18 protein-coding genes are annotated in these 26,518 nt (G+C 42.4%); 13 read left to right on the forward strand and 5 right to left on the reverse strand.

All coding sequences use genetic code 11. The features are described 5' to 3' along the window. Window positions 1-49 precede the first annotated feature (49 nt). Window positions 50-2,710 carry an MG2 domain-containing protein gene (locus tag RB604_RS05400; RefSeq protein WP_055293279.1) on the reverse strand — a complete coding sequence of 887 codons (2,661 nt, stop codon included), beginning with the start codon at window positions 2,708-2,710 and terminating at the stop codon, window positions 50-52. A 799-nt stretch (window positions 2,711-3,509) separates the two neighbouring features. On the opposite strand from RB604_RS05400, the gene rimP reads away from it, so the two are divergent. The 10 genes from rimP to RB604_RS05450 all read left to right on the forward strand — a co-directional run bounded on the left by rimP (window position 3,510) and on the right by RB604_RS05450 (window position 16,681). Next, window positions 3,510-3,977, forward strand: coding sequence for a ribosome assembly cofactor RimP (rimP, locus tag RB604_RS05405; RefSeq protein ID WP_021937203.1), 468 nt, complete (start codon window positions 3,510-3,512; stop codon window positions 3,975-3,977). 2 nt (window positions 3,978-3,979) lie between these two features. Further along, on the forward strand, window positions 3,980-5,242 hold the full coding sequence (gene nusA / locus RB604_RS05410; RefSeq protein ID WP_005927301.1) for a transcription termination factor NusA: 1,263 nt from the start codon (window positions 3,980-3,982) through the stop codon (window positions 5,240-5,242). Window positions 5,243-5,385: 143 nt separating this feature from the next. Then, complete coding sequence (gene infB, locus RB604_RS05415; RefSeq protein ID WP_055293281.1) at window positions 5,386-8,436, forward strand: translation initiation factor IF-2; 3,051 nt, start codon at window positions 5,386-5,388, stop codon at window positions 8,434-8,436. 130 nt (window positions 8,437-8,566) lie between these two features. Further along, window positions 8,567-9,070: a CvpA family protein gene (locus RB604_RS05420; RefSeq protein ID WP_007479225.1), complete on the forward strand. Its 504-nt coding sequence runs from the start codon at window positions 8,567-8,569 to the stop codon at window positions 9,068-9,070. A 3-nt stretch (window positions 9,071-9,073) separates the two neighbouring features. Further along, on the forward strand, window positions 9,074-10,528 hold the full coding sequence (gene sufB / locus RB604_RS05425) for a Fe-S cluster assembly protein SufB (protein WP_005927291.1): 1,455 nt from the start codon (window positions 9,074-9,076) through the stop codon (window positions 10,526-10,528). A 111-nt stretch (window positions 10,529-10,639) separates the two neighbouring features. Further along, window positions 10,640-11,395, forward strand: a complete 756-nt coding sequence (sufC, locus tag RB604_RS05430) for a Fe-S cluster assembly ATPase SufC (protein WP_007479224.1) — start codon at window positions 10,640-10,642, stop codon at window positions 11,393-11,395. Window positions 11,396-11,425: 30 nt separating this feature from the next. Next, window positions 11,426-12,769 (forward strand): Fe-S cluster assembly protein SufD, encoded by a 1,344-nt coding sequence (sufD, locus tag RB604_RS05435; RefSeq protein ID WP_005927285.1) that lies wholly within the window; start codon window positions 11,426-11,428, stop codon window positions 12,767-12,769. A 47-nt stretch (window positions 12,770-12,816) separates the two neighbouring features. Further along, on the forward strand, window positions 12,817-14,028 hold the full coding sequence (locus RB604_RS05440; protein WP_005927282.1) for a cysteine desulfurase: 1,212 nt from the start codon (window positions 12,817-12,819) through the stop codon (window positions 14,026-14,028). Window positions 14,029-14,073: 45 nt separating this feature from the next. Continuing rightward, window positions 14,074-16,311: a RagB/SusD family nutrient uptake outer membrane protein gene (locus RB604_RS05445; protein WP_122282063.1), complete on the forward strand. Its 2,238-nt coding sequence runs from the start codon at window positions 14,074-14,076 to the stop codon at window positions 16,309-16,311. Between the two features lie 49 nt (window positions 16,312-16,360). Further along, a complete protein-coding gene (locus RB604_RS05450) occupies window positions 16,361-16,681 on the forward strand; it encodes a heavy metal-binding domain-containing protein (RefSeq protein WP_005927277.1) in 321 nt (106 codons plus the stop codon). Window positions 16,682-16,815: 134 nt separating this feature from the next. Here RB604_RS05450 and RB604_RS05455 read toward each other — a convergent pair whose 3' ends face one another. Together RB604_RS05455 and RB604_RS05460 are read right to left on the reverse strand one after the other, a co-directional pair. Further along, window positions 16,816-17,232 (reverse strand): Fur family transcriptional regulator, encoded by a 417-nt coding sequence (locus RB604_RS05455; protein WP_005927275.1) that lies wholly within the window; start codon window positions 17,230-17,232, stop codon window positions 16,816-16,818. A gap of 86 nt (window positions 17,233-17,318) precedes the next feature. Then, window positions 17,319-19,244: a heavy metal translocating P-type ATPase gene (locus tag RB604_RS05460; protein ID WP_055293285.1), complete on the reverse strand. Its 1,926-nt coding sequence runs from the start codon at window positions 19,242-19,244 to the stop codon at window positions 17,319-17,321. Window positions 19,245-19,598: 354 nt separating this feature from the next. Between RB604_RS05460 and RB604_RS05465 the strand changes: the two genes are divergently transcribed. From RB604_RS05465 to rnhB, 3 genes are all read left to right on the forward strand, one after another. Beyond that, window positions 19,599-21,803, forward strand: a complete 2,205-nt coding sequence (locus RB604_RS05465) for a sodium-translocating pyrophosphatase (protein ID WP_005927271.1) — start codon at window positions 19,599-19,601, stop codon at window positions 21,801-21,803. 325 nt (window positions 21,804-22,128) lie between these two features. Further along, window positions 22,129-22,548, forward strand: a complete 420-nt coding sequence (locus RB604_RS05470) for a lipocalin family protein (protein WP_005927269.1) — start codon at window positions 22,129-22,131, stop codon at window positions 22,546-22,548. A gap of 97 nt (window positions 22,549-22,645) precedes the next feature. Then, entirely contained in the window at window positions 22,646-23,248 is a 603-nt protein-coding gene (gene rnhB, locus RB604_RS05475) for a ribonuclease HII (RefSeq protein ID WP_055293628.1), read from the forward strand. On the opposite strand, the gene RB604_RS05480 is transcribed toward rnhB, so the two are convergent. Both RB604_RS05480 and RB604_RS05485 read right to left on the reverse strand, forming a co-directional pair. Continuing rightward, on the reverse strand, window positions 23,237-24,712 hold the full coding sequence (locus RB604_RS05480; protein WP_007479218.1) for a DUF5723 family protein: 1,476 nt from the start codon (window positions 24,710-24,712) through the stop codon (window positions 23,237-23,239). The genes rnhB and RB604_RS05480 overlap by 12 nt on opposite strands. Before the next feature lie 28 nt (window positions 24,713-24,740). Further along, window positions 24,741-26,513 (reverse strand): hypothetical protein, encoded by a 1,773-nt coding sequence (locus tag RB604_RS05485; RefSeq protein ID WP_007479216.1) that lies wholly within the window; start codon window positions 26,511-26,513, stop codon window positions 24,741-24,743. Window positions 26,514-26,518 lie beyond the last annotated feature (5 nt).

Genomic DNA, 26,518 nt, shown 5'->3' on the forward strand with positions numbered 1-26,518 from the left:
GAAAATCCCCGAAGGAAAGGGACTTCCCTACTCTTTTTAGGTATTTACCCTATTCTTTCTTCACTTTTATCCGTCCTGTCGCCCGGCAAGGTATTCCGTTCTCGGTAATACCTTCCAATATGTATTCCATATCATGTTTCATATCCGTGGTGTAGAAAGATACTTTGGCATGTCCGGTAGAATCGGTTTGTATCTTGGGATTCCAATAAACGGTGGTTCTGAAATCAGTTTTATCGGCTTGTAACGAATCGGGCACATCGTATTTGGGTGAATAAAACTCTGCCGGCTTTTGGTAGCCTAACGGATAGAGAGTAGCCAGACCGAGTGAGGGGCGGAAGTAGTGAGCTGTACCCCCTTTTTTTAATTCGATAAGGATCACTCCTCTATATTTGTTCATTTGAGCCGTTATGAATTCGTCATGCATGGGTACATATAGAGGCACCTCAGAGGCTTCTTTAAAGAAGGAGATTGATGCAATCTCTTCAGCCATATAGAATCGTAATTCATCGTATTGAATCAGTTTCATGTCAACAGCAAATCGTAGTGGCTTTCCTCTATACCAAAAATGGTCTTCCTCTACCATAGTGATGCCAGGGAAACGTTGCATGATGGCAGTATGTATTATGTCTGCCACGGATTTATTCTTATATTCTTCCTCGATCGTTTTGTCTGTTACAACATAATCCGCATAAGCGGCAAATTCACCTGCCAATTTACCGGTCTGACTGATATATTTTTGTGTCACAACGATGTCATCTAATACAATTTCTTTACTTATATCGTTTTGTATATATGTTTCTTTGTATAGCCTAAGGTGTGCCTCCACTTCCTCAAAGTGGTGTGAATTTGGGATAAATAGGTTTCTTGTGTCGGGAAATATCTCCGGTGACGGATAAATCATGATTCCTTTTGCTTTTCCTTTCTTATTAACTGCATTGATTGTGAATGCCGTACTATCCGGAAATTCAATTCCTTCGAAAACATAATTTCCGGAGGTATCTACTTTTGCATGTATGGCTTTCAACTTATCAGTGAATCCTACTACTTCTGCCCCCTTAATTTTCTTTCGGAGAAAAGGTTTTACTCTTCCACTCAAAGCCTGTCCCCGCTCTAAAGGTATTTTCATTTCCGGTACTTGTTGTTGTAAGATGTTCGGTAAATTATAGCGTCTCCATCCTTGCGTAAGCATTAGGAGATCTAAATGCTCGTTGACTACCTTGTTATCACTTGTGAAATAATATCCGGGTTTTTCGATGTGTCCTTTGATTTCTGATTTCAGTAATAATTGGCTGATGATATGGTTATTCAGAGAATCCCATTTCACAACTTTCGCATCAGTAACAGACAGGGAAAATTCTCCTTTCTGTCCGGTATTTAGTAGCATTTCCACTCTCTCTCGTTTTCCGTATTCCTGTGAATTGGTTTTAATTTGTACAGCCGGGCTATGTGCTTTCTTGACATATAACATTCGTTCGCAGAATACGTTTCCTATCCGGTCGACGACGGCAACATTCAAGATACCTTCAGGGCATTGGCTTAAAGAAAACTTTCCGCTTCTTTTCTCTTCGGTCAGTTGTCTGGTTACGGAAATCATTCCACGTGTATGGGCAATTAGAAATAAACTATCCGTTGAGTATGCCGTATGATTCTCAATAGAGTAGAGGCAATTTTCCTCTTTAATGTTAAGCCGGAGTGTCATTCCCTCAATTCGTGCTTCGGGAAGTTTGAGCTTTTTCTCAACACCCTCCCGGTTAGTTACCACAGCATAATATATACTATCTTTGTGAGGCCACAGTGCAAACTTTCCCATACCGTCATGCTGGGTGTGTATTTGGGCTATTTCATTTCCTCCTTCGCTGATCACTTTTCCCGAGATGTGTTCACATAGTCCGTCTGGACCGATCGCTTTGAAAGCTACAAATTGCCATGTCTCTGTTAATAATGTGCCGCTTTCCGGGAAGAACTGTACATCAAAATCTTTTTTGAGGTTAGGAATAACGAAATTCTGTTCGTGCGAGATGATCCATTTCTGATCGAAAATGGTTGCTGTCAGCTTCTGCTTATCAGGTTTTTCTTCATTCAACCGAATGTTGAATCGTATTTCTCCCTCATTATTAGTGACAGAATAGTTTTTTCTATATTTACGTCCGTCTTTGGTGTATGTAAAATCTATTCTTCGTCCTTTGATAGCTGAACCGTCGCTATATGTATATTTGGCAACGGCTTGTAATCTGTCTTTTTCGATAGGAATATATTTTATAGTGAGTAGCTGGGGTGTTTGCTTCACTCGTTCAATAGTAATATTTTTTTGGAAGAAGTATTCCGGCACTTCGTTTCTCATCCAATTTGTATAGGCACGGAGTGCATACTCTCCGGCGAGGATGTGCTCGTTTAATTTGATATATCCTTGAAATCCGGCAGAATCTTTTTTTAGCTTTATTCTGTTTAGTACTTCATTTTGCTGATTTATGAGTTCTACATAAACAAAGTTGCTGGGTGAGGGTTGAAGTAATTGTGCATTCACTACAAAAGCTTTCATCCAGATGGTGTCTTCTACTACATAATAGGGCTTGTCAGTTTGTACATAAATGTTTTCGGGGAGCGTCTTGATTAAATATTGAGTGAACTTTTGGTTTAAATTATTGTAGATATCTTGAGCCTGAATGCATATGGCATATAAAGAAAATATTAAATAGATGCATGTTTTCATATAATATTAAAAAGTGCATGCAGGTTAGTGTGATAGTAAATTGGGTTTCACTAACTTGCTTGCTGTGATTGAATGAAATTTGTTCAATTGATTTTACAAAAGTAGCCGAATTGTATGTGGGGTGTCGTGTCTGTTTTGATGTTTACACTGTCCTTTCTGTCATTTGTTTTGCATGGGTTGGGTAAAAGGATTACATGTACGTTAACTGGGGGAGAGGCCGGGAGAAGAAGTGGTAGGTTTTAAGAAAAAGTACAATATTGTTTTTCGGCAGGTGTTTTTTATTCTTCAGAATACCTGCCCTATGATATTTTTACTGCCTTCACTCCCTTCACCTTTTTCGCTTAATCGCTCTATTCATCGGTAATACAGGGTGAAGGGCTGCTCCCGTTCTCCAGTCTCTATGCAAATGTCTTCCAAGTACTGTGTTTACGGCTTGTAAGCACCGTGGATACTACTCGTAGGCACCATGCATATGGACGGTGCGCATTATGCTTGGAAAACCAGATTGCACCTTCACCCTGTATTACCGATGAATAGAGCGGTTAAGCGAAAAAGGTGAAGAGAGTGAAGGGGGTAAAAACGATGTGGATAATGTACCGAAATAGTCAAAATTGATGCGAATAGTACTCTCTTCGTTGATTACGCAAAATTTCATCATGCTCTTTATGGGCAATGTTATAATAAACTTTTTTTCTCTAATATTTTGTAGTCGAACAGATTATTTATATCTTTGCACCCGAAATGGATGAAAGGTGGAGGGGCGATTAAGCTCCTTTTTTTGTTCTTATATAGCTAATCAATGATAGAAAAGAAAACTGTTAGTCAGATTGTTGAAGAGTGGCTGGAGGGAAAAGACTACTTTCTGGTGGAAGTGACCGTAAGCCCGGACGACAAGATTGTGGTCGAGATAGACCATGCAGAAGGTGTTTGGATTGAAGATTGCGTGGAGCTGAGCCGCTTTATCGAATCGAAGCTGAACCGTGAAGAGGAAGATTATGAACTGGAAGTAGGTTCGGCTGGAATCGGGCAGCCTTTTAAAGTGTTGCAACAGTATTACAACCATGTCGGTAGCGATGTGGAGGTTTTGACGAAAGATGGCCGCAAGCTGACCGGTGTATTGAAAGATGCCGATGAGGAAAAGTTTGTGGTGGCTGTACAAAAGAAAGTGAAAGTAGAAGGAGCAAAACGTCCTAAATTGATGGAAGAAGACGAAACCTTCCGTTATGATGAGATAAAATACACTAAATACTTAATTAGTTTTAAATAATTATGGCCAAGAAAGAAGAAACAATCAGCTTGATTGATACATTTTCGGAATTTAAGGAACTGAAAAATATCGATAGAACAACGATGGTAAGCGTGCTCGAAGAGTCGTTCCGTAGTGTTATCGCGAAAATGTTTGGCACTGATGAAAATTACGACGTAATCGTGAACCCGGACAAGGGGGACTTTGAAATATGGCGTAACCGGGAGGTAGTGGCAGACGAAGATTTAACAAACCCGAATATGCAGATTTCCTTGACGGAAGCACAGAAGATAGATGCTTCATATGAAGTCGGTGAAGAGGTTACTGATGAAGTGATTTTTGCAAAGTTCGGCCGTCGTGCTATTCTGAATCTCCGCCAGACGTTAGCTTCTAAGATTCTTGAGCTTGAGAAAGACAGTATTTATAATAAATATATTGATAAAGTAGGTACGATCATTAATGCAGAAGTATATCAGATTTGGAAAAAAGAGATGCTGCTGCTGGATGACGAAGGAAACGAACTGTTGCTGCCAAAGACAGAACAGATTCCGGCGGATTTTTATCGTAAAGGAGAAACGGCACGTGCAGTGGTGGCCCGTGTGGATAACAAAAACAATAATCCGAAGATTATCCTTTCGCGTACATCTCCTGTTTTCCTGCAGCGTCTGTTCGAAATGGAAGTACCGGAAATTAACGATGGCCTGATCACCATTAAAAAGATTGCCCGCATCCCCGGCGAACGTGCCAAAATTGCGGTAGAGTCTTATGATGACAGAATCGACCCGGTAGGAGCCTGTGTAGGTGTAAAAGGAAGTCGTATTCATGGCATCGTTCGTGAACTTCGCAATGAGAACATCGATGTGATTAACTATACATCGAATATCTCCTTGTTTATTCAGCGTGCCTTGAGCCCGGCAAAGATTTCTTCTATACGATTGAATGAAGAAGAACGCAAGGCTGAGGTTTTCCTTCGCCCGGAAGAGGTTTCGCTGGCTATTGGTAAAGGCGGTTTGAATATCAAACTTGCCAGTATGTTGACCGAGTACACTATCGACGTGTTCCGTGAACTGGATGAGAGTGCGCAGGATGAAGATATCTATCTGGAAGAGTTCAAAGATGAAATCGACGGATGGGTAATCGATGCTATCAAAGCTATCGGAATCGATACGGCTAAGGCAGTATTGAATGCACCTCGTGAGATGTTGATCGAAAAGACGGACCTGGAAGAGGAAACTGTGGACGAGGTATTACGTATTTTGAAATCGGAGTTTGAAGACAATGAATAATTTCATTTACGATTAGACTGTTTACGATTTGCGATTGGAGCTGCTCTCTATATTGTGGGTTGTAGATGAAAGGAAATTAAATGTCTGATCGTCAATCGTGAAATCGTAAATATCTTCGCTCCATTATTCTTTTAATTTAAAGTATGACGATAAGGTTAAACAAAGTAACAAGAGATTTGAATGTAGGAATCGCAACGGTAGTTGAGTTCCTGCAAAAGAAAGGGTATACCGTTGAGGCAAACCCGAATACAAAAATTACCGAGGAACAGTATGCTATACTCGTGAAAGAGTTTAGCACGGATAAGAATCTTCGGCTTGAATCAGAACGTTTTATCCAAGAACGTCAGAACAAGGATCGTAATAAGGCATCGGTGTCTATCGATGGTTACGAAAAGCAGCCGGAGAAGTCTAAGGCGGATGATGTTATCAAGACAGTCGTTCCCGAAGATGCACGTCCGAAGTTTAAACCTGTCGGAAAAATTGATTTGAATAAATTCAACCGGAAAGTAGAAAAAGAACCGGTAAGCGAATCTAAACAACAGTCGCAACCTCAAACTCAACAGCCCGCTCCGGTGGTAACTGAAGAGAAGAAAAAAGAGGAGGCAGCGAAACCCGTTGCCGCCGAGGTGAAGAAAGAAGAAATCGTAGCACCGGTCGTACAGACGGAGCCTGTGAAAGAAAAGGTGGAGCCTGTAGTGATAGAACAACCGAAGCCGGCGGTAGTAGAAGAAAAAGTAGTGGAAGAAGTGAAAAAGGAAGAACCGAAGGTGGAGGTGATGCCGGAAGTGACAAAAGAAGAAAAGGCTGAGCCTAAAGTAGAAACTCCGGAGACGGTTGCAACCGAGAAACAAGAGGAGGATGTTTTCAAGATTCGTCAGCCGGAATTTGTATCCAAGATTAATGTAATCGGCCAGATTGACTTGGCTGCTTTGAACCAGTCGACCCGTCCGAAGAAAAAATCGAAAGAGGAGAAACGGAAAGAACGCGAAGAAAAGGAAAAACAGCGTCAGGATCAGAGAAAGCAGATGAAAGATGCTATTATCAAGGAGATCCGTAAAGACGACAGTAAGGTTGCTAAAAGTGCTCCTAAAGAAAATGCCGATGCAAATGGAAAGAAAAAGCGCATCCGCATCAATAAGGAGAAGGTGGACGTCAACAATGTGGCTTCCAACTTTACACATCCTACTCCTAACAGTCAGAAACCTGCCGGACATGGCGGACAAGGCGGAGGACAAAACCGTAACCGTAACAATAATAAAGATCGCTTCAAAAAGCCGGTTGTAAAACAGGAAGTGAGCGAAGAAGATGTAGCTAAGCAGGTAAAAGAAACATTAGCTCGTCTGACAACGAAAGGCAAAAACAAGGCTTCCAAATACCGTAAGGAAAAACGGGAGATGGTTTCCAACCGTATGCAGGAATTGGAAAACCAGGAGATGGAAGAAAGCAAAGTGTTGAAGCTGACGGAGTTCGTAACAGCCAATGAGTTGGCGAGTATGATGGATGTATCTGTTAATCAGGTTATCGCTACTTGTATGAGTATCGGTATAATGGTTTCTATCAACCAGCGTCTGGATGCGGAAACGATTAATCTGGTGGCAGAAGAGTTCGGCTTTAAGACGGAATATGTAAGTGCGGAAGTGGCACAGGCTATCGTCGAAGAAGAAGATGCGGAGGAAGATCTGGAACCGCGTGCGCCGATTGTAACTGTGATGGGACACGTAGACCATGGTAAGACTTCATTGCTCGACTATATCCGTAAAGCGAATGTTATCGCCGGTGAGGCGGGTGGTATCACACAGCATATCGGTGCCTACCACGTGACAATGGAGGACGGACGTAAGATTACTTTCCTGGATACTCCGGGTCATGAGGCATTTACGGCTATGCGTGCCCGTGGTGCGAAAGTGACGGATATCGCCATCATCATTGTTGCAGCTGACGATAATGTGATGCCGCAAACGAAGGAGGCTATCAACCATGCAATGGCTGCCGGTGTTCCTATCGTATTTGCCATTAATAAAGTGGATAAGCCGACGGCTAATCCGGATAAGATAAAAGAAGAATTGGCTGCTATGAATTACCTTGTGGAAGAATGGGGTGGTAAGTATCAGTCACAGGATATCTCTGCCAAGAAAGGTCAGGGCGTTAGTGAGTTGATGGAAAAAGTGTTGCTTGAAGCTGAAATGCTGGAGCTGAAAGCTAATCCGAACCGTAATGCTACGGGATCTATCATTGAATCTACTTTGGATAAAGGGCGTGGCTATGTGGCTACGGTACTTGTATCCAACGGTACGTTGAAAGTGGGGGATATCGTGTTGGCAGGAACAAGCTACGGGCGTGTGAAAGCCATGTTCAATGAACGTAACCAGCGTATTAAGTCGGCCGGTCCTTCGGAGCCTGCATTGATTTTGGGATTGAATGGTGCGCCGGCTGCCGGTGATACTTTCCACGTGGTAGAGTCCGATCAGGAAGCACGTGAAATTACCAATAAGCGTGAGCAGTTGCAACGTGAACAGGGCTTGCGTACGCAGAAGATTCTTACATTGGATGAGTTGGGCCGTCGTATTGCGTTGGGCAACTTCCAGGAATTGAATATTATCGTGAAAGGTGACGTGGATGGTTCTGTAGAAGCTCTGAGTGACTCACTGATCAAACTTTCCACTCCGCAGATCCAGGTGAATGTGATCCATAAGGGTGTGGGACAGATTTCCGAATCGGATGTATCTTTGGCTGCTGCTTCTGATGCTATCATTATCGGATTCCAGGTTCGTCCTTCCGGTTCTGCTGAAAGAATGGCTGACAAAGAAGGTGTGGATATTCGCAAATACTCGGTTATTTACGATGCTATCGAAGAGGTGAAAGCGGCTATGGAAGGTATGTTGGCTCCGGAAGTGAAAGAGGTGGTTACTGCCACTATCGAGGTTCGTGAGGTGTTCAATATAACGAAAGTCGGTACGGTTGCCGGGGCGATGGTAAAGACCGGAAAAGTGAAACGCAGCGACAAGGCGCGCTTGATTCGCGACGGTATCGTTATCTTCTCGGGTGCTATCAACGCATTGAAACGTTTCAAAGACGATGTGAAAGAAGTCGGCACGAATTTCGAGTGCGGTATTAGTCTGGTAGGTACAAACGACCTGAAGATAGGCGATATGATCGAAACTTATGAAGAGGTAGAGGTAAAACAAACGCTATAAGCCTTATTTAGTTGAAAGTTGAGAGTTGAAAGTTGAAAGTTACTTGCAGTGTGATAGCAGCACTGTTGGTTTTTAACTCTCAACTCTTAACTGTATTCAGACTTTCAACTTTCAATTTTCAACTGTATTTATGGCAACTATCGATATTGTGATTTTGGTTATTGTTGGTGCCGGTGTGGTTGTTGGCTTTATGAGGGGTTTCATTAGGCAGCTTGCTTCCATATTGGGACTAATCGTGGGATTGCTGGCGGCAAAGGCGTTGTATGCGTCATTGGCTGAGAAGCTTTGTCCTACGATAACCGATTCGATGACAGTTGCGCAGATTCTTGCTTTTGTTATCATCTGGATTGCTGTGCCACTAACTTTTACTTTAGTGGCATCTTTGTTGACAAAAGCGATGGAGGCTGTTTCTTTGGGATGGCTGAACCGTTGGCTTGGCAGTGGTTTGGGAGCATTGAAGTTTCTGTTGCTTACCAGTCTGATAATTTGTGTAATAGAATTTATCGATGCAGATAACACATTGATTAGTAAAACAAAGAAGGAGGAATCTGTGTTATATTATCCTATGGAAAAATTTGCGGGAATATTCTTCCCTGTGGCAAAAGAAGTGACACAACAATATATACTCAATTAAATGATGCAACAAGAAGAACCCAATAAATATGTAAAGGAACTTACGCAGGAGAAGTATAAATATGGCTTCACTACGGAGGTACATACGGATATCATTGAGAAAGGACTCAATGAAGACGTTATCCGTCTCATTTCTTCCAAAAAGGAGGAGCCGGAATGGTTACTGGAGTTCCGTTTGAAAGCGTATCGCCATTGGCTGACGTTAGAGATGCCTACTTGGGCGCATCTCCGAATTCCTGAAATAGATTATCAGGCAATATCTTATTATGCCGACCCGACAAAGAAGAAAGAAGGGCCGAAAAGTATGGATGAGGTAGATCCGGAGTTGATAAAAACGTTCAATAAATTAGGTATCCCGTTGGAAGAGCAGATGGCGCTGAGCGGGATGGCGGTGGATGCTGTGATGGACTCTGTTTCTGTAAAGACTACTTTTAAGGAGACATTGATGGAGAAGGGAATTATTTTCTGCTCATTCAGTGAGGCGGTTCGTGAACATCCCGACTTGGTGAAGAAATATCTTGGCTCGGTGGTTGGTTATCGTGATAATTTCTTTGCAGCTTTGAATTCGGCTGTATTCTCCGACGGTTCATTTGTCTATATACCGAAAGGCGTTCGCTGTCCGATGGAACTTTCGACTTATTTCCGTATCAATGCGGCAAATACAGGGCAGTTTGAACGTACTTTGATCGTGGCCGATGAAGATTCGTATGTCTCTTATCTGGAAGGATGTACCGCACCGATGCGTGATGAAAATCAGTTGCATGCCGCCATTGTGGAAATCATGGTGCATGATCGGGCTGAAGTGAAATATTCTACTGTTCAGAACTGGTATCCGGGTGATGCCGAAGGAAAAGGAGGTGTTTATAACTTTGTGACGAAGCGTGGTAACTGTAAGGGAGTAAATAGCAAACTTTCGTGGACACAGGTAGAGACCGGTTCGGCGATTACCTGGAAATACCCTTCCTGCATTCTTTCCGGTGATAACTCTACAGCCGAGTTTTATTCGGTGGCAGTGACAAACAATTATCAACAGGCAGATACCGGTACGAAGATGATACATCTTGGAAAGAATACCCGCAGTACGATTGTAAGTAAGGGAATTTCGGCCGGAAAGAGTGAGAACTCCTATCGTGGTCTGGTTCGCGTATCCGAGAAAGCGGATAATGCTCGTAATTATAGTCAATGCGACTCACTGCTGTTGGGCGATAAATGTGGCGCCCATACTTTCCCTTATATGGATATTCATAATGAGACGGCTGTAGTGGAACATGAAGCTACAACCAGTAAAATCAGTGAAGACCAGATATTCTATTGTAATCAGCGCGGTATCCCGACTGAGGATGCTATCGGGCTTATTGTAAACGGATATGCCAAAGAGGTGCTTAACAAGCTTCCGATGGAGTTTGCCGTGGAGGCACAAAAACTACTGACGATATCGTTGGAAGGCAGCGTGGGATGATTGGACGGTCAGACGATTTACGATTTACAATTGAAACTGGATTGTAAATGCGGATCGTCTTAGAAGTATTACCAATCGTAAATCGTAAATTGTAAAATCGTAAATATAATCATGTTAGAGATAAAAGACTTACATGCCAGTATTAATGGCAAAGAGATATTGAAAGGCATCAACCTGACTGTGAATGCAGGAGAAGTACATGCTATCATGGGGCCCAATGGTTCGGGTAAGAGTACGCTTTCTTCCGTGCTGGTGGGCAACCCGGCGTTTGAGGTGACGAAGGGGAGTGTGACTTTTTATGGTAAGAATCTGCTGGAGTTGAGTCCGGAAGACCGTAGCCATGAAGGCATTTTCCTTAGTTTCCAGTATCCGGTAGAAATTCCGGGAGTGAGTATGGTGAATTTCATGCGTGCGGCTGTGAATGAACAACGTAAGTATAAGGGACTTCCTGCCCTGACGGCCAGTGAATTCTTGAAACTGATGCGTGAGAAACGGGCGGTGGTAGAATTGGATAACAAGCTTGCCAACCGTTCGGTGAATGAAGGCTTTTCCGGTGGCGAGAAGAAACGTAACGAAATATTTCAGATGGCTATGCTCGAACCGCGTCTCAGTATCCTTGACGAAACAGATTCCGGTTTGGATATCGATGCACTTCGTATCGTAGCTGAAGGGGTTAATAAATTGAAAACTCCCGATACGAGTTGTATCGTTATCACTCACTACCAGCGTCTGTTGGATTATATCAAACCGGATGTCGTACATGTGCTTTATAAAGGACGTATCGTGAAGACCGGCGGCCCGGAACTGGCGCTTGAGTTGGAAGAGAAAGGATACGATTGGATTAAGAAAGAGGTTGATGATTTATAAATCATAATCTATAACTCATAAATCAATAAGATGACTGTAGAACAACAATATATAGATTTATTTTCTCAAACGGAAGCTATGATTTGCCGGCATAGTGCTGAGGTGATGAATGCACCGCGTGCTGCGGCTTTTGCCGATTTCGAGCGGTTGGGGTTTCCGACACGCAAGCAGGAGAAATATAAATACACGGATATCAGCAAATTCTTTGAACCCGATTACGGACTTAATTTGAACCGGTTGGAGATTCCGGTGAATCCTTATGAGGTGTTCAAATGCGATGTGCCGAACATGAGTACGTCTTTGTTCTTTGTGGTGAACGATGCGTTCTATAGCAGGAAGCTGCCTAAATCTCACTTACCAGAGGGAGTATTGTTCGGTGGATTGAAAGAAATGGCGGAACAGCACCCTGAGTTGGTGAAGAAATATTATAGCAAACTTGCTGATACTTCAAAAGACGGAGTGACGGCTTTCAATACAGCTTTCGCTCAGGACGGAATATTGATGTATGTGCCTAAAAATGTGATCGTTGAAAGACCTGTTCAGTTGGTAAATATTTTGCGTGCCGATGTTAATTTCATGGTAAACCGTCGTGTGCTGATAATCCTTGAAGATGGAGCGCAGGCACGTCTGCTGATTTGTGACCATGCTATGGATAATGTAAATTTCCTGTCAACACAGGTTATCGAGGTGTTTGCCGGAGAGAACTCTGTATTCGATCTGTATGAACTGGAAGAGACGCATACAAGTACGGTACGTATCAGTAACCTTTATGTACGGCAGGAAGCAAACAGTAATGTACTGTTGAATGGTATGACATTGCACAACGGTACTACCCGTAACACTACTGAAGTGACCCTTGCCGGAGAGGGAGCGGAAATAAATCTTTGCGGTATGGCCATTGCAGACAAGAACGAGCATGTGGATAATAACACCATGATAGACCATGCAGTTCCTAATTGTACCAGCAATGAACTGTTTAAGTATGTACTTGACGATCAGGCTGTCGGTGCTTTTGCCGGATTGGTATTGGTACGTCCGGATGCACAACATACAAATTCACAGCAGACTAACCGTAATCTGTGTGCTACACGTGATGCCCGTATGTATACACAACCGCAGTTGGAGATCTATGCCGATGATGTGAAGTGTTCTCATGGCGCTACGGTAGGTCAGTTGGATGAGGGTGCCCTTTTCTATATGCGTGCGCGTGGTATCTCGGAAAAGGAGGCCCGCCTGTTGCTGATGTTTGCTTTTGTGAATGAGGTAATAGATACGATCCGTCTGGATGCCTTGAAAGATCGTTTACACCTGTTGGTGGAAAAACGTTTCCGGGGTGAACTGAACAAATGCCAGGGATGTGCAATATGCAAGTAAATTGGTGGTAACTAATTATTTATCACAACTCACTAATCATTACCATTATGGATATACAAAAGATACGTGAAGATTTTCCTATTCTTGACCGTACGGTTTATGGGAAACCTTTGGTTTATTTCGATAATGCGGCAACTACGCAGAAACCTCGTTTGGTGATTGATTCTATTGTTGACGAATACTACTCCGTCAATGCAAATGTGCATCGTGGAGTGCATTATCTCTCCCAACAGGCTACGGAGTTGCATGAGTCCTCCCGTGAGACTGTCCGTCGGTTTATCAATGCCCGGAGTACGAACGAAATCGTTTTTACCCGTGGTACGACAGAGAGCATAAACTTACTTGTTTCCAGCTTTGGTGAGGAATTTATGCAGGAGGGGGATGAGGTGATTGTTTCTGTCATGGAACATCATAGTAATATCGTGCCTTGGCAATTGCTGGCTGCACGCAAGGGTATTACCATCAAGGTGATTCCGATGAACGATAAAGGTGAGCTACTGCTGGATGAATATGAAAAACTGTTTTCGGAAAGGACGAAGATTGTCAGTGTAACCCAAGTTTCCAATGTGTTGGGAACGGTCAATCCTATTAAAGAGATGATTGCTACAGCCCATGCACACGGGGTGCCTTTCTTGGTGGATGCGGCTCAGTCTGTTCCTCACCTGAAAGTGGATGTACAGGAACTCGATGCGGACTTTCTTGTTTTTTCTGCTCATAAAGTATATGGACCTACCGGTGTCGGTGTTCTTTACGGAAAAGAGGAATGGCTCGATCGTCTGCCTCCTTATCAGGGTGGAGGGGAGATGATACAACATGTCTCTTTTGAGAAAACAACTTTCAATGAACTTCCTTTTAAGTTTGAAGCCGGTACACCCGATTATATAGGTACGACCGGATTGGCAAAAGCACTCGACTACGTCACTGGGCTCGGTATCGAAAATATTGCGGCCCATGAGCACGAGCTGACGGTTTATGGTACGAAATTATTGGAGGAGATACCCAATATCCGTATCTTTGGGCAAGCAGAACATAAAAGCAGTGTTATCTCCTTTCTTGTGGGGGATATTCACCATTTTGATATGGGAACTTTACTTGATAGGCTGGGTATTGCCGTGCGTACCGGGCATCATTGTGCACAGCCTTTGATGCAGCGTCTCGGTATAGAGGGTACAGTGCGTGCTTCGTTTGCCATTTACAATACGAAGAAAGAGGTAGATGCACTTGTAGCCGGTATAGAGAGAGTGAGTAAGATGTTCTGATTTGGATCGGTAAAATATGGCCGTAAGGCGTAAATAACATAGACTATGAAACATAAACTGCTAAACTATTTTTGTTTGTTTTTTATTTTGGCATTCGTTGCCGGATGTGAAGATAAGGAGGATATTTTTACTCCGAAAACATATAATGTATCGGGTAAGGTAGAAAAAGGGCCTTTTATTAATGGTTCTAAGATTACTGCACAGGCGTTGGATAAGAATTATAATCTGACCGGTGAAGTCTATCAAGGCGTTATTACTGATAATGACGGTTCCTTTGATTTCGGTGAGATTAATTTGAATTCTCCATATGTGTTGCTTACGGCTGACGGGTATTACTTTAATGAGGTGTACGGTGAATTGTCTGATGGTCAGATATCCATGCAATCGATTGTAAATTTGACTGATAATAAACAGGCTAATGTTAATATCCTTACTCACCTGAAGACGCAACGTATGATGCAGCTTATCAGAAACAATATCATGGATTTTGATGAGGCTGATGCGAAAGTACAGAAGGAGGTTTTGAGAAATTTTGGTTTGGAGCGCTATGCCGATCAGGATGTTTGTAATTTCTCTATTGCTTCCGGAACAGAGGAGGCCGGTGCGTTGATTGTCGTTTCATCTGCTTTGTTGAAAGATCGTAGTGATGCCGAATTGACGGAATACCTTGCTATGTTGAGTTCCGAATTCAAAGCGGAAGGTAGGTTTATGGATGATACTAAAGAGAAAATCCGAGAGAGTTCCATGTTATTGAAAGTAAATGAGATTTCGGATAATATCATTAGACGCTATAAAGATTTAGGTGTGGAAGTTACTGTTCCCAATTTGAATTATTTCATTGATTGGGATGGAGACGGTATTGCCGGCAATGAACCGGATGCCGGTGGTGATGTGACACTGACTCTTGATAAGGAAGAATTGGAAATCCCTGCTGAGGGCGGGACTTTCCGTGTTAAGATAGACTGTAAGGTGCCGGTTACTTTGGAAAAACCGGCGGGTATACCCGGAGAGTCTATATCAGTGGAAACCTTGAAGATTTTTAAGTTTTCCGATATCGATTATACGGGAACCATTCAGGAAAATGAGTTGGAGATTGTGGTTCAACCGGCTGCCGGTGCTTTGGTGAGAGATAAAACGATTACGGTTTATACTACGAGTGGAAGGCTTTCGGTAGATCTTAGACTTACGCAAAAAGGAGATCCGTCTAAACCGGTGGAATTTGGAGAGGATGGTCAGAAAGTGATTACCGGCATAGCTCTTATGATGGCAACTTCTATGCAGGATTTCTCTAATTTGGATGGCTACTATACACAAAGTTTTGACGGTAGAAGTACGGCTTATCGTTTTATTTACGAACATACATTGACACCTTCTGACAGTAAACTTTATAGTGTTTGGGGCAATGTGTATAGTACCATTAGCAGAATTAAAATATTTGATAGTTTGCTTGAAAGGAGTGGAGTGACTGAGATTCCGCCTTTTATGGCTTACATCCATCAATTGGCTGCCGTTCAGTATTTTCAGTTGGCATCTTGGTGGGAGAACGTTCCTTATGTGATAAGTTATGATAATTCGTTTGCTGTCACCAAGCAGTTGGTTAGTAGAGACTTGTTCGCGAATTTAGTGGAGGATTTGAATTATTGTGTGGAACACAGCAAACTGGAACCGGGTAAATTTGACTCTTCGGAAAGTTTCTTATATCCATCACAAGGCGCTTCGTTGGCTTTATTGGCAAAGATGTATCTGCATCAAAAGTCTTATGATCAAGCTTATGCTCATTTAAAACGAATCATTGATAGCGGTGTATATGCTTTGGAACTGTCTTCGAGTGCTTCTCTTACCCGAAATTCAAGAGAACTTATTTGGGGGTTGTTGACCAGCGCACAACCGGAATCGTATGAAAATGTATTGAAAGAGAATGATTATGTGCCTTTCGTTACTTACACTGAGGTACTGCTGTCTGCATCCGAGTGTGCTTATCGTTTGGGTAATCAAGGCGAAGCTATGGATTATCTGAATCGTGTACGGCAAGCCCGTAATTTACCGCCGGTCAGTGGAGCCGATTTTATTGAATCTTTGCGTTCTACCTGGCAAGGTGAGTTGAAAGGCTTTGGCAGTTACTTCGCTTTCTTGCGTCGTAATGATCTTGCTACCGGACAGTTGAAGATAGAGAGCTATCAGCAGCTTCTGCCTATCCCTCAGCAAGAGATAGATTATCCGGATTCGAAACTTATCCAGAATCCCGGATGGGGAAAAAAACAGGAAGAAACTGCAACTTTTTAGGTCGTTTGTACGTCTAATTTGGTACAAGTAAACTAAAAAAGAAAAGAGTATGTTAGTAACAACCACTCCCATTATTGAAGGGAAAAGAATAATTCGTTATTATGGTATCGTTTCCGGTGAGACGATTATCGGTGCCAATGTGTTTCGTGATTTTTTGGCGGGTATCCGCGATTTTGTAGGCGGACGTTCCGGAGCATATGAGGAGGTGCTGAGACAGGCGAAAGATACGGCAATTAGAGAGATGGAAGAACAAGCTGCCCGTTTGGGAGCCAATGCCGTTATCGGTGTCGATCTGGATTATGAAACCGTAGGAGGTAGCGGAAGCATGCTAATGGTAACAGCTACCGGAACTGCGGTAACCATCGAATAGAATATAAAACTCCCCCGATTGTCAGGCAGGAAATCAAACTGCACTCCAAAAGTTTCGTGGTTAACTTTTGGAGTGCGGTTCAAAAGCCGGTATCGGGGGAGTTTTAGTCTCTTTGTGTGACCTTTTTGTTTTATTTAGTGTGAGCAATGGTCGCACAATCCTTTTATCACATAATTGATACTTTCTGCTGTAAAGTGCTGGGGAAGACTTACGGTGGGTATATGGATATTCCGCAAACAATATGTCCGATGACAGTTTGTACAATAAAAGTGTACATGTAAATCGTCAATATCACAATTACATTCATTGCCGCAGACTGCATATTTCAGTGAACCGGAACCGTCGTCTATACCATGTATCAGATGATGTTTCAGAAAGAGGTTGATGGTACGTGATAGTGTGGATTTATCCACTGTATCCAAGTATGTTTCCAGGTCGAGCAGGCTGAAAGCACGGTCAAACTGCATCATGGCGCGAAGGATAAGCAACCGCATGGCAGTCGGCTTGATGTTCCGTTGCGCCAGTTTTTTCAAATAAATATCTTCTTCCATAATAAGTGTTCCTTTTTTACGGTATTTTACTTTTCCCGAATACCTTTCTTTCCCCGATAGAACAATTTCCATCTTTCCACAGGAGGTTAGAATTTCTTTTTCTGTATCCGTATGGCATTAAGGATCGCGATTAAAGCAACTCCGACATCGGCGAAGACCGCTTCCCACATGGTGGCTATGCCGATAGCGCCTAATAGCAGCACTGCGAACTTAACCCCGAAAGCGAGAATGATATTCTCCCATACAATGCGTCTCGTTGCACGGCCGATACGAATGGCGGTAGCTACTTTGGCGGGTTGGTCGTTTTGTATAACGATATCTGCAGTTTCGATAGCCGCGTCACTTCCCAACCCTCCCATCGCTATGCCGACATTACTCATGGCAAGTACAGGTGCATCATTGATACCGTCTCCCACGAAGGCGATACGATTGGAGGGATTGGTTTTTAATGCTTCAATATGAGCAACTTTTCCTTCCGGTAATAGATCGCCGTATGCCTGTGATATCCCTAATTCCGTCCCTAATTTAGAAACAATTGCTTGTTTGTCTCCAGATAAGATCTGTATATTATCAATATTTAATGTTTTTAGCTCTTTGACGGCGGTTATGGCATCTTCTTTCGGAGTATCCGATAACAGCAGATAACCGGCATAGACACCATCGACAGCACAGACAACAATGGTATCTGCTATCGTGTTCAATTCCATAGGATAGGCTATTTGATAACGGGAGAGCAGTCGTGGATTTCCTACCAATACTTTGTGTCCGTCCAGATATACTTCCAGCCCATGCCCGGGGATTTCCGTTGTGGCGGAAGACGGGAGTAGGGGGATTTCTTTCTTATAGGCATATTCACTGATGGCGCGGGCTATCGGGTGGGTGCTCTGTTGTTCGGCAGAGACGATGTATCGTAATAATTCTTCTTGGGTAGATAAGACGCTTTCTACGTGTTGTACTTCGAAAACTCCTTTTGTCAGCGTACCTGTTTTGTCGAATACCACTGTGTTTATTTGTGTGATGGCATCCAGGTAGTTGCCACCTTTAAATAGGATACCCGCGCGAGAAGCGGCTCCGATTCCTCCGAAGTATCCTAACGGGATACTGACAACGAGTGCACAAGGACAAGAGATTACCAGAAATACCAGACTTCTATAGAGCCAGTCTCTAAATATATAATCGAATGCCGGCATGCCCAGTGAGTACAAGAAAGGAATCAGAACAATCAGTACGGCCAATCCGGTTACAATGGGTGTATAAATGCGTGCGAATTTCCGGATGAACAGTTCTACGGGAGCTTTCCGTTCGTTTGCTTCCTGTACCATGACAAGTATTCGTGCAAGTGTACTTTCATTATATGGTTTACTTACAATGAGCTGTATCACACGGTCGGTGGCAATCATACCGGCAAGTACCGGTTCTCCCTTGCGGATGGTGCGCGGGCGGCTTTCACCTGTTAAAGCAGCAGTATTGAATGAGGCTTGTTCGTTTTGCATTGTTCCGTCAAGAGGGACGCGTTCTCCGGCTTTTATTTCAATGAGTTCATTTACGTTTACTGTTTCTGGATGTACTGTTTCGGGCTGCCCGTTACGTATCACGGTAGCTGTCTCCGGGCGTACATCCAATAGGGCTTTAATATTTCGTTGTGCATTCCCTACCGCACGGTCTTGAAAAGCCTCACCTATGGAGTAAAAGAGCATTACGGCTACTCCTTCAGGATATTCGCCGATACAAAATGCACCGATGGTAGCAATTCCCATCAGCATGAATTCGTTGAAAAAATCTCCTTGACGGAGCTGTTCGAAAGCTTCCCGCAATACAGGCCAGCCTGCGATGAGGTAGGCGATCGCATACCATACCAATGCACTACCCGGCAGGGTGAACCAACCGAAATGATTCATTCCCATTCCCGTTCCCAACATTATAAGACTGATAATGACGGGTAGGTTTTTACTTTTCTTCTTCTTTTCCTCCTGTATATGACAACCGGAGTGATGATTACAATTACATCCCATGACTTTTTTTCTTTTGTTGATGCAAAGGTAGGAGATTTGTGGTGCAACTGTGTTGCAAACCAGTACAAGGACGAATTTATTGATTGCCGTCTCTATATAGCCTCAGTTCGATATAATCATGATGCTACATCGCTTTTTGGAAGATAGGGAAACTATGTGGAATAAAAGTTATATCGGATCCAAGTTGAATACGGATTGTCAAGGGAGAGGCTCTCTCTCGTTCGAAATGATTTCATTGTAGTCCGTTCGAAAAGAAAGCAGAGTGTGACCATCGAAATTTCTTTAATTTTTATTTGCCTATTTCATTTAGAATCAATACTTTTATCCTTTCGTTAAACCTCTAATATTTATTCTATGGATAGCTTGCTTTTCTGGTTGGTTCCGGCCGCCTCTGTATTGGCTCTCTGCTTTGCTTATTATTTTCATAAGCAGATGATGAAAGAGAGTGAAGGTACTCCTCAAATGATTAAGATTGCTGCTGCTGTGCGCAAAGGTGCCATGTCTTATCTGAAACAACAGTATAAGATTGTGGGGTGGGTGTTCTTCGGTTTGGTAATATTGTTTTCAATTATGGCCTATGGCTTTCAAGTACAGAATGCGTGGGTACCTATTGCTTTTCTTACAGGAGGTTTTTTCTCCGGATTGTCGGGATTCTTGGGGATGAAGACAGCTACTTATGCCTCTGCCCGTACGGCAAATGCGGCTCGTAAATCTTTGAATGCCGGGTTGCGGATTGCATTTCGTAGCGGGGCAGTGATGGGATTGGTGGTGGTAGGTCTCGGCCTTCTTGATATATCTTTCTGGTATCTGCTGTTGAATTGGGCCATTCCTGCGGATGTATTGACTCCTACTCATAAACTATGCATTATTACTACCACTATGCTTACTTTTGGTATGGGTGCTTCTACTCAGGCATTGTTTGCCCGTGTGGGTGGCGGTATTTACACCAAAGCAGCCGACGTGGGGGCTGATCTTGTAGGTAAAGTCGAGGCTGGTATTCCTGAGGACGACCCGCGTAATCCGGCTACAATTGCTGATAATGTAGGTGATAATGTGGGTGATGTAGCCGGCATGGGTGCCGATCTTTATGAATCCTATTGCGGATCCATTTTGGCTACTGCTGCTTTGGGAGCCGCCGCTTTTATGCATACAGGAGATACAGTCATGCAGTTCAAAGCAGTTATTGCGCCTATGTTGATTGCGGCTGTAGGGATTTTACTTTCCATTATCGGTATCTTTTCTGTCCGCACGAAGGAAGATGCCAAAATGAAAGACCTCTTGAATTCTCTTGCTTTCGGAACAAATCTCAGTTCTGTTTTAATCGTTGTGGCCACTTTCTTTATTCTCTGGTTGTTGCAACTCGATAACTGGATGTGGATTTCCTGTGCTGTAGTGGTGGGATTGATCGTCGGTATTGTTATCGGGCGTTCTACCGAATATTACACATCACAATCCTATCGTCCGACACAGAAATTGAGTGAAAGCGGTAAGACAGGGCCTGCTACCGTTATTATTTCCGGCATTGGTTTAGGTATGCTTTCCACGGCTATTCCGGTTTTGGCAGTGGTGGTAGGTATTATTGCTTCTTTCCTGTTTGCTTCCGGTTTTGATTTCGACAATGTCGGCATGGGGCTTTATGGGATCGGTATAGCAGCTGTCGGCATGCTTTCCACTTTAGGAATCACCCTCGCTACCGACGCTTATGGTCCTATTGCAGATAATGCGGGTGGTAATGCCGAGATGTCTGCTCTCGGTGAGGAAGTCCGTAAACGGACGGACGCCCTTGATTCGTTGGGTAATACGACCGCAGCTACCGGCAAGGGCTTTGCTATCGGATCTGCTGCTTTGACCGGACTTGCTTTGCTTGCTTCTTATATAGAAGAGATACGCATCGGATTAACCCGTCTCGGTACCATAGAATTAACGATGCCAAATGGTGATATTATTGCAACAGCTAATGCTACTTTTGTCGATTTCATGAACTATTACGATGTTACCTTGATGAATCCTAAGGTACTTTCCGGCATTTTTATTGGTTCTATGATGGCTTTTCTCTTCTGTGGATTAACAATGAATGCCGTTGGACGAGCTGCCGGGCATATGGTTGATGAGGTTCGCCGTCAATTTCGTGAAATAAAAGGAATTTTGACCGGAGAAGCAGAACCGGATTATGAACGTTGCGTAGCTATCTCTACCAAAGGTGCTCAACGGGAAATGGTTATTCCGTCACTTATTGCAATTATAGCCCCTATTCTGACCGGAGTTGTCTTTGGGGTAACCGGAGTCGTTGGGTTGTTGATTGGTGGTTTGAGCAGTGGTTTTGTGTTGGCTATCTTCATGGCTAATGCCGGAGGAGCTTGGGACAATGCCAAAAAGTATGTGGAAGAAGGTAACTTTGGCGGTAAAGGGAGTGAGGTTCATAAGGCAACTGTCGTGGGGGATACGGTGGGTGATCCATTTAAAGATACTTCCGGACCGAGTCTGAATATTTTAATCAAGCTTATGAGTATGGTAGCCATTGTAATGGCAGGCTTAACAGTTGCTTGGAGCATATTCTAAAATTAAAAAATATAGGGTAGTGGCGGCTGAATGAAAATACATTTAGTCGCCACTATTTTATTATATCGTTTCATCTGATAATAATCGGTCACTGATTTTTTTTGCAAGATAATCACTTTTTTATGTTGAATAATCACATTATTTTGCAAAATATTCTTGTTTAGCTATTTTTGTATTTTTTGGTTGTTTATAATAGCTTTATCTTTGTGAATTATAATTTATTTATGGCATGTTAGAGAGAAATATTCTCTTTAAAGGCTCTTGTGCTATGTTTTATTAATGAATGCTGAAAGTGAGAGCCATAAGCGAAAAATAGTTGTTATATATGAAAAACTTGAAGTTTTTATCTTTTATGTTGTTTGCTATTATGAGTGTAAGTCTTATTTCTTGTGGCGATGATGATGAGATAGGAGGAAGAGATACTTTGGTAGGTAAATGGCAATGCACTTGGTCGGAAGGATATGAAAAGTATGCAAATAATCCAGAGTATAATGATGAATGGAATGAAGAAGGGGATTTTACAGTTACATTCAATGAAGATGGTACGGTAGTTGCTGATGGTGATACCGGAAAATGGAAATTGGAAGGTGATAAGTTGACTATAATTTATGCCTATGATGATGATTCTGAAGATAATGAAGTTTACACAGTTCTGAAACTGACTGATTCTGAATTGATATTGGAGTCATCAGAGAAAGATTCCGACTATGAATACTATGACAAATCTACTTTTCAAAAAATATAATTTTAGAACTATGTTCAATATAAAAGGATGCTTTTTCTCGGCATCCTTTTTTTATTCTCTTATCTTTGTACGGTTTTTAAGTTATAATAAAACGATTATGTTATTACCGTATTTGAATGGAGATACAATAGAAGCCGGTTGTGATGAGGCTGGTCGGGGGTGTTTGGCCGGTTCTGTCTATGCTGCTGCTGTTATTCTTCCACAAGACTTTAGGAATGAACTGTTGAATGATTCTAAGCAACTCACCGAAAAGCAACGTTATACATTGCGTGAGGTGATAGAGAAAGAGGCTGTTGCTTGGGCGGTAGGAGTTGTTTCTCCCGAAGAAGTTGATGAGATAAATATTCTTAATGCTTCTTTTCTTGCTATGCATCGGGCGATAGATCAGTTGAAGGTACGTCCTGAACATTTGCTGATTGATGGGAATCGTTTCAAGAAATATCTGGAAATCCCTCATACGACGGTGGTAAAAGGGGATGGAAAATATCTTTCTATTGCAGCAGCATCCATTTTAGCCAAGACCTATCGTGATGATTACATGAACCGGTTGCACCAAGAGTTTCCTTACTATGATTGGGATCATAATAAAGGATATCCTACGAAAAAACACCGTGCTGCTATCGCAGAACACGGTGTCTCTCCTTATCATCGAATGACTTTTAATCTCTTAGGAGATGGTCAGTTGTCTTTAGAATTCTGATATTGTAGTTGTAGTAGTCTTTACAACTTTTTTGGCCTTCTTCTTTCCCCAAGTAATATTGAATCCCAAACTTACATTTGCATTAGCATTGCCTACAGGTACATATTGCGGTGTAACTTTGGTAATCATATGGTCTGTTCCAATGAAGAAGTTGAATCCGTTCGGATGGAAATTCAATACCCATCCTAACGATGAACCAAAGCTGCTTATTGCATAGTTGACGGAAGCTTCAAACCATCTTACCGGAGCAACATTGGCAGAAAGGCGTGCTTCCGACCATGTGAACGGTTTGTTAAAGTGAGTGGATGAAAGCAAACCGAATTTCAAGTTTTTATAATAAGGAAGAACGTATTCTGCTCCGATATTCATTGTTGTTGCCAATTTAGTAGTACGGCTGCTAACTGTACCTTCATCGCGGAATTTGATGAATTCTTCGAATTGGTCTCCCAAGTTATCTAATTCGTCGTCGATATCACCTGGCTGGCCTTCGTCCGGTTTTACGGCAATCGGGTTTTCAAATCCTTTAAAAGTGTAACGATGTATCATTTTAGCCTTTAATCCGTTATTCCATTTGATGAAACCCAAATCCAGCAAAGCTGCAGATAGCGTCAATCCTTCTACAAAGTCATCCATTTTGTATACAGCACCCAGATCGAATCCGACACCAAAACCGCCTATGCCGGGACCATCAATATCGAAACCGTCAATTTCACCGGGCTTGCCATTTTCGTCCGGCTCTTTGCTTTCAAAATAACCACCCTTTAGTGATCCTTCTAATTGTCCCTCTGCATCGATGAGCCATTCATCTTGTCCCATGGTGATATCCATCTTTTTAATTTTGGCTTCTGCATTGGCGCCTCCTACCAAAAATTTGACTTTAGCACCGATCGTTAAGCGGTCTTTGATGATTTCGTGAGAATGCCCTAAGGCTACCTCTGCATAGTTATTAGAGCGTACGGTCAGATCTTCTACAGTGTAGTGACTACCGGCTTCATTGCTCATTCCTGTCTTCATGAAATCAAAGAGTCCATAAGGCAGATTGATAGAAGTATTGGAGCGGAATCCTATTTCAAATGTATTAAAACCACCAAAGCCCCGGAAGCCGAATGCAATGATCGGCATGCTCAAATTCATGCTTAGATGATTGTTGGTGTGTAGGTTGCTTAAGAACTCACTATTGCTGACGCTTGGATTCATAAATGTAGTCAGCTTATATCCATTCTGATTGTATTTATAAAGGAAATCGTTAACGCCGATATTTCCCTGGACGCCGACATTAAAATTACCCAATACGAAAAGCGGCATGTTTATATAGTTGCTTTCACCCATGAATGCCGGATTGAGCTGATGGCGATAAGTCATACCTTCCATGAAGTAGCTTGAATTGAGATTCTGTGCTCCTACACCTGTGGTATAAAGAATGAAGAATGAGGCCAGTATGGCTTTTAATTTATAGTGTTTCATTGTTTTATCGTTTTTATACATCTTCAAATTAATTCAAATCAACAATTGCACCGCCAGGTACTTTCAATCGGACATTTTTTAACTGTAACGTTTGATTTTCGTTTAGTTGTTGTCCTTGGGCGTCTGTTCCTGAGGCTGCAACGATCTCGAAAGCCAATCCGTCTAATTTCTTAACTGCACCGGCGGTTGTTTCTTTTATTTCGATGACTAATGCGCTTTCGGCGGCTACATTGTTTTTACCGGCTTTGATGATACCGTCCTTCTCTCCGTCAACTTTTACAGTGACTGTTACGCCTTTTAATTCTTCCGGATTACCTTGAGCATCTACAGTCAGTGCTTTCGCTGTAAAGTTCAATCCTAACGGTATTTTATTAACAGCTGTGGCTGTTGCGTTTACTTGTTTTATTTCATAGTCTTTTAGGTCTTCATACCATCCGTCTACGCTGTCTTTATAAACAATTTGAGTAACGTCTTTACCGAAAACAAAAGGTACATTGACATCATAATCGGTGGTAATGCCATAAGTATGGTTTAGTTGGATTTCCGTTTCGGCCTGGATTGCTTCAGCGGTTACTTCGAATTCAAATAAATCCGGTATTCTTGAAATCAAGGTAGGTAAATTTTCCACTTCGACAAAAGTAGTAACTCCTTCAATATCTGTCGGTACATCCGGTGGCAAAAGACAGAACTTTTCTTCTGTTTCCTTATTTATTGTAAAATCGAATTTAACAGGATGATTCACAGGATCTCCAAGTTGTTCCTTTTGATTATCTTTAGTGATATAAGAAGTGATTTCACCTTTTACTTGGGCTGCTACAGGTGTATTATTATTGGCTGTGAAGAATATCATGGGCTTTTCTACCGACAGGGTAACTCTTTCGTCATCCAAGAAATCGGGCAATCCGGATATAGTTACCGGGTCAATAGTGATGTCGATATCCGGTTCCACTTTACCTACTATACTTTTTATTTTGATGATTTGTTTTTTAGTCTGTTTATCTTGCAGGGTGATATCAACTTTCAATGTAACGGAAGCAGGCCCCTCACCTACAAGGATTTCTCCGGTATTAATAGTTACCTCACCTGTCAAAGAAATATTTCCCTCAATAAGGATATTGCCTCCTTCGAATCTGACGCCATCTTGCCTGCAATCTATTCCATCAATAGGTACTGTGACAGACAGTCCATCTATCCTGTTGGCTTTTTCATTTTCAAGTTGTAAAAGTCCATGAGTTAATCGAGATGATTGTATGAACTCCGGGAATTGCAGGTTAATGACTTCTAAGTATAAGTTTTCAGCAATAGCTGGTTCAAATGAAAAATGAACGACGGCTTCCATGTCCATACTGATAAGAGACAGAGATTTGATTTCTTTGGGAAGTTCTGTTCCGTCAAGTTTGAAATTTGTAGTCATTTCATCCAAAGTGATAGGAGGAAGATTTTCCTGAACACCGCCTATAGATGGAAGGTTGAAATTCAACACTTGATTTATTGGATTGATGTCGGGACTGTTTATCTCAAAATCATCTACTGAAATATCGGTAGTCGTTTCTGAGCCTTCTTGCCATAAGTAATAATTGCCGTATTCATCTGTCTTGACAACGCCGTCTTCCTCTATGTCCAGAATTTTACTAAGCAGAATCGGTTCTGTTTCTCCTCCGGGAATAGCGAATTCACTGCCTCCTACTTGAATCGTGAGATCAATGTCATCGGTCAGATCGTAATCATTATCTACACAGGAAAATGTAAATAATGAAGCGGAAAGGACGATAGGTATGAGTCTTAAGTGTCTTTTTTCCATAAATG

This window comes from Bacteroides salyersiae (genome assembly GCF_031172035.1).
GTDB classification, from domain to species: Bacteria; Bacteroidota; Bacteroidia; order Bacteroidales; family Bacteroidaceae; genus Bacteroides; species Bacteroides salyersiae.